Source organism: Jiangella ureilytica (assembly GCF_004348545.1).
Lineage (GTDB): Bacteria > Actinomycetota > Actinomycetes > Jiangellales > Jiangellaceae > Jiangella > Jiangella ureilytica.
In genome coordinates, this window is record NZ_SMKL01000128.1 from 1 (window position 1) to 7,261 (window position 7,261).

Sequence of the window (7,261 nt, forward strand, 5' to 3'; positions counted from 1 at the left end):
GGGTGGCGGCGGACTGGTGACGAGCGCGGCGTTCCTGGTGGACGGGCGAGGCCGCGTCTCGCGCGGGCCGGGCTTCGAGGTCCTGGCCGACCTCCTTGCGCGACGTGGGTGTGTCCCGTGACCCGCCGTGCTGCGATGGGCGTGTGGCGGTGCTGGCGCTGTAGTCGCGGTGGTGGTGCCGGAGGGCGTCTGCTGCCTCCGGTCCGTGGCCGCCGTACGGCGGCGGGTCCGCGCCGACGGTGGTCCGGCCGTCATCAGGCCGGCGAGCTGAGGTGTGCTGCATGACCCGGGTGCTCGCGATCGTGCTCGCGGGGCTCGCGGCGGCGGTCTGGGTCGGCCGCCCGTCGTTGCTGGCCAGGCGGCTGGGGCGGCCCGAGCACGCGTCGTGGACGGGACTGCGGCGGCCCGCTCCGGCGGTGGCGACCGGCGTGGGTGGTGTTGCGGCGACGATCACGGGATTCCTGCTGGCCGGGCCGGTCGGCGCGGTGGCCGGGATGGCCTCCGTGCCGATCGTCCGCTGGTGGCTCGGCCACCGACGGGCGGCCCGGGCCCTGCTGCATCGCGAGAGCGACGTGGCCGAGGGTTGCGTGGCCCTCGCCGGCGAGCTCGCCTCCGGCGTCCCGGCCGCGCGAGCGCTGGCCGCGGTCGCCACCGAGTGGCCCGAGCTGTTCGGCCCGGCGGCCGGACGAGCCGCGCTCGGGGGCGACCCCGCGGCCGCGCTGCGCGACACCAGTGCGATTCCGGGCGCTGGCGCCTTGCGTGCGGTCGCCGCGGCATGGGAGGTGTCCGAGCGCACCGGTGCCGGCCTGTCCGCCGTTCTCATCGCCACGGCCGACTCCGTCCGCGCCGAGGCGACGGTGCGGCGTGAGGCGCAGGCGCAGCTGGCGTCGGTCCGCGCGACGTCACGACTGATGGCCTTACTCCCGGTGGCGACTCTGCTGCTCTTCTCCGCCGGTGACGGCGACGCGGTCGGCTTTCTCACGGGCACGGCCGTGGGAATCGTCTGCCTGCTGCTCGCCGCGCTGCTCGTCGCGGCCGGCCTGTTCTGGGTCGGCCGGGTATCTCGCGCGACCCGATCGGTGTGGGAGCCGTGAGTGCGACGGCGCCTCGCCCAGCCGGGGTCCGGGTCCGGTCCGGGGCGAGGGTGAGGGTGAGCCGGCCGTGACGATCCTGGCCGTCGTGTGTGCGGCGCTTGCCGCTGTCGTGCTGCTGGGCCCGCCGCCCGGCGTGGTCCGGCTCCGGTCGATCATCGGCGGCCACCCCGGCTCGACGACGGGCGTGCGCGCCGATCGCGAAGCCTCCCCCGGCGGCACGGGCCCGTCGGGGGCTCGTGCGGTCGGCGGTGCCGCTGGCGTGGGTGCGGCGGCGGGTCCGTGGCGGGCCGGTCGCTCTGCCGACGGGGCCGGCGTGCCGGCGACTCGTGGGGTCGGCGGCTCTGGTGTGGGTGCGGCGGCGGGTCTGTGGCGGGCCGGTCGCTCTGCCGGCGGGGCCGGCGCATCGAGCCGCGGCCGGGCGCTGGCCGCGGCGGTGGCCTCCGCGGGCGCTTTCTGGCTGCTCGAAGGCGTCCTGGGCGCGGTCACCGGCGCCGGGGTCGGCATCGCCGCCTGGTACGGGCTCGGCCGCCTCGAGCCGGCGGCGCGCCGTCGCGACCGCGAACGCGTGGTCGCGATGCTGCCGCTCGCCGCCGATCTCATGGCCGCCGCGCTCGCCGCGGGCTGTCCACCGGCCGTCGCCGCCGAGACCGTCGGCTCCGCCATCGGTGGGCCGCTGGGCCGGGCCCTCGTCGATGCCGCCGCGGCCGCGAGCGTCGGTGTGGAACCCGGCCGGGCCTGGTCGGACCTGGCCGCCGATGCCGCCGTCCGGCCGCTCGCCCGGGCCCTGACCGCGGCGACGACCCGAGGCACGTCGCCCTCGCCGGTGCTGGCCCGGGTGTCCGCCGACGCCCGCGACGCGGCGCGATGGGCCGGCGAGGCGCGGGCACGCTCGCTGGGCGCCAGAGCCGCCGCACCGTTGGGACTGTGCTTCCTGCCGGCGTTCGTCCTGGTCGGAGTCGTCCCCGTCGTCGCGACGTCGGGCATCCTCGTCCCGTGATCGGCGGTCGTTCGTGGGCCCGGAAACGCTGCTGCGGCACGTGTGGGGCGAGGACGATAGGCGAGCGGCGGCGACCGGCACGGCGTCGGTAGCCTTCCACCGGGCGGTGATGTGGCGTGCGGCTGACGCAGGAGACGTGCCGGGAGCGGATGGCCGCTGCCCGGGTCGCGCACCTCGCCACCATCGGCAGCGGCGGTCTGCCGCACCTGGTTCCCGCCGCCTTCGCCCTGGTGTCGGCGGCCGGCGCTGACCGCATCGCCATCGCTGTCGATCAGAAGCCGAAGACCACCCTCGCGTTGCGGCGGCTGGCCAACATCGCCGAGAACCCGCAGGTCGCGATCATGTGTGACCACTACGACGAGGACTGGACCCAGCTCTGGTGGGTCCGCGCCGACGGCCGCGCCGTGGTGCTCGACGACGGCGAGGGCCGCGACGGCGCCCTGGTCGCGCTCTGCCTCCGATACGAGCAGTACCGCATCGACCCGCCCCGCGGACCCGTCATCCTCATTGACGTCGCCGCCTGGTCCGGCTGGTCCTTCTCCTGACGGACGGCTCGCCGTCATCCACAGGCGGAACGAGTTCCGCCGGTTGTCCCCAAATCCGGATTCGGCCCTGGGATCCGGCCGCCCGACCGAAGAACCTGGTCGCAGCCCCGCAGATCGCGGGCTCCGCGCCGGCCGGTCGCCGGAATCCAGGGAGGTCCACCCATGTCCAAGGTCATCGGCCGGCTCGGTCGTCTGCGCAGCGAGCGCGGCATGACCACTGCCGAGTATGCGGTCGGCACGGTCGCCGCGTGCGGGTTCGGCGGCATCCTCTACAAGCTCCTCACCAGCGAGTCTGTTCAGAACCTCCTCGGCACCGTCATCGAGAAGGCGTTCGGGGTGATCGGCGGATGAGTTGCTCGGTGCCCGCGGCGCGGGGCGATCCTGGCGTCGGCAGCCGACACCGAGGTCCGGTGTCGGCCCTCGGTGGTCAGCGCGGCATGGTCACGGCCGAGATCGCGGCCGCGTTCCCCGCGCTGGTGATCGTGCTCCTCATGGCGGTCTGGGCGGTCACCATCGCCGCCGGGCAGCTCCGGTGCACCGACGCCGCACGCGAGGCGGCTCGGGCGGCGGCACGCGGCGAGGAGCCGGCAGTGGTCCGGCAGGTCGCTGCCGAGGCGGCGCCGAACGGCGCCACCGTCGACGTGGCAGAGGTCGACGGCACGCTCGAGGTGCAGGTCAGCGTCCGCATGGCGATGCCCGGGCCATGGGGCGACACCCTTCCGGCGCCGACGGTGTCGGCTCGCTCGGTCGCGCTGGCCGAGGCCGGATGACGACGGCCCGACGCCGTGGCGAGCGCGGCGCCGGAACGGTGCTGATCCTGGCGATCGCGCTGGTGGTCATGGTCGCGGTGCAGGCCGTGGCGGTCCTGGCGGCGGGTCAGACGGCTCGCCACCGGGCCGCCGCGGCGGCGGACCTCGCCGCACTGGCGGTGGCGCACCGACTGGCGTCGGGTGCGGCCGATCCCTGCGCCGATGCCGGCCGCATCGCCCGGGCGAACGGTGCCGACCTGCGCGACTGCATCGTTGACGGCGTCGAGGTGGAGGTCCAGGTGCGGGTCGAGACGGCCTCGGCCCTGCCGTGGCTGCCGGCACAGGAGCGTCGCGCCCGGGCCGGACCGCCCCGCGCCGGCTGAGGATGGATCGTCCGGCGAGGCCGGGGAGCCCTCTGCGCGGGCGATCGGGCTACGCCGCCCGCTGCGGGGGCAGCCAGGTGGCCCGTGACGTACGGCGTCGCTGTCGTCCAGGCAGCAGCGTCGCCGCACGGTGGTGGCAGCGGGCTCGCACCGATCACCGTCGCCGGTTGGCACGGGTGGGCACGGGATGGCATCCAGCTGGCCGCCGGCGGATCGGTCAGATCTCGGTCCGGCCCGGCGCACGCCGGGTCGCGCCGAGGCAGGCGGTCACGACCAGGCCGACCGCGACCCACTCCTGGACGTGCAGCACCTCGTTCAGCACGACGAGCCCGACCAGCGCGGCCGCCGCCGGCTCGAGGCTCATGAGGATCCCGAACACCGTCGCCGGCATGCGACGCAACGCTTCGAGTTCGAAGGAGTACGGAATCACCGATGACAACAACGCGATACCCAGTGCCAGAACCAGCAGGTCGGCCTGCCACATGTCCGCGCCGCCCGTGGTCAGCCCGATCGGGGCCACCGCGATCGCACCTACGACGCTGGCCACCGTCAGGCCCGACGATCCAGCGAACCGCTGGCCGAGTTGCTTGCCCAGCAGGATGTATGTCGCCCAGCCCGCCGCGGCGACCAGGGCGAACGCCACGCCCACCGGATCGATGCCGCCCGACCCGCCGCGCGTCAGCAGCACCACACCGGTGCCGGCCAGCACCACCCACAGCAGATCGAGCCGGCGCCGCGACAGCGCGACCGCCACCCCCAGCGGGCCGAGGAACTCGATGGTGACGGCGATGCCGAGCGGGATACGCGAGAAGGACTCGTAGATCGCGATGTTCATCGCGGCGAGCGAGAGCCCGAACGTGACCGCGAGTGCCAGGTCCCCCCGCGAGGCGTTGCGCAACGCGGCCCGAACCGCACGCTGGGTGAGGGCCATCAGAGCGACGGCCGAGAACGCCAGGCGCAGGAACACGAGCGCCGTCGGCGGCAGTGTGTCGAACAGGCCCTTCGCGATCCCGGCGCCGATCTGCAGCGAGAAGATCCCGCCGAGCACGAGCCCGGGAGCGGGGATCCTCCCGAGCAGAGACGTCACGCCGTCAGCCTAGGTGGTCGCTGCCTGCATGTACGGACGAGCCGACTGCCGCCCGGCCGCGGTGATCGGGTGACGATCCGGTAACCGGGCAGCGACGCCGCCGGTCCGGTGAAGCGCTGACCCGGCGGGTCGACCGCTGACTGGCCGGGCCGGCCGGTGGGCGGCGGGCGGACGGGTCGGCGCGTCGTCGGGCGGGCGTGAGGCGCGGTCGCGGTCACACGCTGGGGTGCCGGGCTCGGCCGTCGCGGGCTCCTGCCGATCGCCGTCCTGCCGGTCGCGCGGGTGTCAGGTGTGGTCGCGGTGGGACGCCGGGGGTGCCGGGCTCGGCCGTCGCGGGCTCCTGCCGATCGCCGTCCTGCCGGTCGTCGTCGGGCGGGTGTCAGGTGTGGTCGCGGTGGGACGCCGGGGTGCCGGGCTCGGCCGGTGCGGGTTCCTGCCGGTCGCCGTTGCGCCGGTCCTCCCCAGGGCGCTCGTCGTCGCCGCGGCCGGCCGGAGAACGGTCGCCGTCGGCCGGGGAGCGGTCGCCCTCGGGAGCACCGTGCGGCTCGTCGGCCCGTTCCGCGCGTCGCTCGAGGTCACGGATGCGCTTGCGCTGCCGCCAGTCCTTGCGCAGCCCGACCCGCAACAACCAGAGGGAGGCGAGAGTGGCGAGGCCGGTCAGCAGGCCGGCGAAGTACAGACCGGACCCCGACGTGGTGACCTCGGAGCCGAGCAGGTCGACGGGAATCGATTCGCCGGCGCCGGTGACCATGCCGATGGTCAGCAGCAACGCGAGCAGGAGAACGATCAGTGCGACAGCGACCACGACGACCACCACCCTTTCACCGAGCCCCCGGGTCCCACCGTAGCGATCACCCGGCCCGCCGGGGCAGATTCCGGTCCGACTCAGACCGCGTCGGCCAGCAACGCGTCGAGCAATCGGACCGCGCCGGCCTTGTCGAGCGGCTCGTTGCCGTTGCCGCACTTCGGCGACTGGACACACGACGGGCAGCCGTCGCGGCAGGGGCAGGAGGCGATCGTCTCGCGGGTCGCCGTCAGCCACGACCGCGCCGCATGGAAGCCCCGCTCGGCGAACCCCGCGCCGCCCGGATGACCGTCGTGCACGAAGACGGTGAGCAGGCCGGTGTCCGGATGCAGCACCGTCGACAGCCCGCCGATGTCCCATCGGTCGCAGCTGGCCACCAGCGGCAGGATCCCGATCGACGCGTGCTCGGCGGCGTGCGCCGCGCCGGGAGCGTCCGCCACGGCGACGCCGGCTGCGGCAACGGCCTCGTCGGGCAGCGTCCACCAGACCGACCGGGTCCGCAGCCGGCGTTCAGGCAGGTCGAGCGGCACGTCGCCGAGCACCTCGCCGGAGCGCAGCGCCCGCTTGAGGTACCCGACCACCTGGCTCACGACCTCGACGGTGCCGAACGCCAGCCTGGCCTCCCCCCACTTCACCGACTCCGTCTCCTCCAGCACCCGCAGCGTGCTGACCTCGCGTGCCGTCGTGAAGTACTCGGGCGCGCCGGGCAGTGCCATGGCCACGCCCTCGTCGAGGTCCAGGCTCTCGATGAGGAACGTGTCGCCCTGGTGCACGTACACGGCGCCCTCGTGCGCGGTCGAGTGCGCGCGCACGCCGTCGACGGTGCCGAGGACGCGCCCGGTGCCCACCTCGACCAGGCTGACGACACCGCCGGAGCCGCGCAGGTCAGCGAGGTCCGTCGGGCGTTCCCGCTTGGTCCAGTGCCACGTGGTCTCGGCCTTGACCCGCCGCCGCAGCAGCCGGCGGTGCTCCAGCGTGGCCAGCACGTCCTCCGTCGACGGGCCGAAGACCGCCGCGTCCGCCTCGGTGAGTGGCCGCTCGGCCGCGGCGGCGCACAGGTGCGGTGCCAGCACGTACGGGTTGTCCGGATCCAGCACGGTTGCCTCGACCGGCTGCCGGAAGATCGCCTCCGGGTGCTGGACGAGATACGAGTCGAGGGGATTGTCGCTGGCCACCAGCACGGCCAGGCTGTCCTGCCCGGCCCGCCCGGCCCGGCCCGCCTGCTGCCAGAGCGACGCCCGGGTGCCCGGCCAGCCGGCGATGAGGACGGCGTCCAGCCCGGACACGTCGACCCCGAGCTCCAGAGCCGTCGTCGCCGCGAGCCCGACCAGCGAGCCGTCGTTGAGGGCGGCTTCCAGCGACCGTCGCTCGTATGCGAGGTACCCGGCCCGGTACGCCGCGACTCGTCCGGGCAGCGAGCCGTCGACCTCGGACAACGCCGACCGCGTCATCCCTGCCACCGTCTCCGCCGCGCGCCGCGACCGCACGAACGCCACCGTGCGGGCGTCCGCCACGACCAGGTCGGTGAGCAGGTCGGCGGTCTCGGCCAGCACGCCGCGCCGCCGCGCGGTGCCGCCGTCGAGCCCGCCCCCGTCCCCGGG

General features: G+C 75.1%; 9 protein-coding genes. 6 read left to right on the forward strand and 3 right to left on the reverse strand.

From position 1 onward, the window contains the following. Positions 1 to 281: 281 nt before the first annotated feature. From E1212_RS28595 to E1212_RS28620, 6 genes are all read left to right on the forward strand, one after another. Complete coding sequence (locus tag E1212_RS28595) at positions 282 to 1,094, forward strand: type II secretion system F family protein (protein ID WP_131988870.1); 813 nt, start codon at positions 282 to 284, stop codon at positions 1,092 to 1,094. A gap of 67 nt (positions 1,095 to 1,161) precedes the next feature. After that, on the forward strand, positions 1,162 to 2,091 hold the full coding sequence (locus E1212_RS28600; protein WP_131988872.1) for a type II secretion system F family protein: 930 nt from the start codon (positions 1,162 to 1,164) through the stop codon (positions 2,089 to 2,091). 116 nt (positions 2,092 to 2,207) lie between these two features. After that, entirely contained in the window at positions 2,208 to 2,636 is a 429-nt protein-coding gene (locus E1212_RS28605) for a TIGR03668 family PPOX class F420-dependent oxidoreductase (protein ID WP_131988874.1), read from the forward strand. 162 nt (positions 2,637 to 2,798) lie between these two features. Further along, on the forward strand, positions 2,799 to 2,987 hold the full coding sequence (locus E1212_RS28610; RefSeq protein WP_131988876.1) for a DUF4244 domain-containing protein: 189 nt from the start codon (positions 2,799 to 2,801) through the stop codon (positions 2,985 to 2,987). 59 nt (positions 2,988 to 3,046) lie between these two features. Continuing rightward, entirely contained in the window at positions 3,047 to 3,406 is a 360-nt protein-coding gene (locus E1212_RS28615; RefSeq protein ID WP_203417368.1) for a TadE family type IV pilus minor pilin, read from the forward strand. Next, positions 3,403 to 3,768, forward strand: coding sequence for an Rv3654c family TadE-like protein (locus E1212_RS28620; protein ID WP_162605672.1), 366 nt, complete (start codon positions 3,403 to 3,405; stop codon positions 3,766 to 3,768). The genes E1212_RS28615 and E1212_RS28620 overlap by 4 nt, the downstream gene beginning before the upstream one ends. Before the next feature lie 217 nt (positions 3,769 to 3,985). On the opposite strand, the gene E1212_RS28625 is transcribed toward E1212_RS28620, so the two are convergent. The 3 genes from E1212_RS28625 to E1212_RS28635 all read right to left on the reverse strand — a co-directional run. Beyond that, complete coding sequence (locus tag E1212_RS28625) at positions 3,986 to 4,855, reverse strand: EamA family transporter (RefSeq protein WP_131988880.1); 870 nt, start codon at positions 4,853 to 4,855, stop codon at positions 3,986 to 3,988. A 379-nt stretch (positions 4,856 to 5,234) separates the two neighbouring features. After that, positions 5,235 to 5,660: a hypothetical protein gene (locus E1212_RS28630; protein ID WP_131988882.1), complete on the reverse strand. Its 426-nt coding sequence runs from the start codon at positions 5,658 to 5,660 to the stop codon at positions 5,235 to 5,237. A gap of 80 nt (positions 5,661 to 5,740) precedes the next feature. Next, a partial coding sequence (locus E1212_RS28635) for a Zn-binding domain-containing protein (RefSeq protein WP_131988884.1) occupies positions 5,741 to 7,261 on the reverse strand: 1,521 nt, incomplete at its 5' end.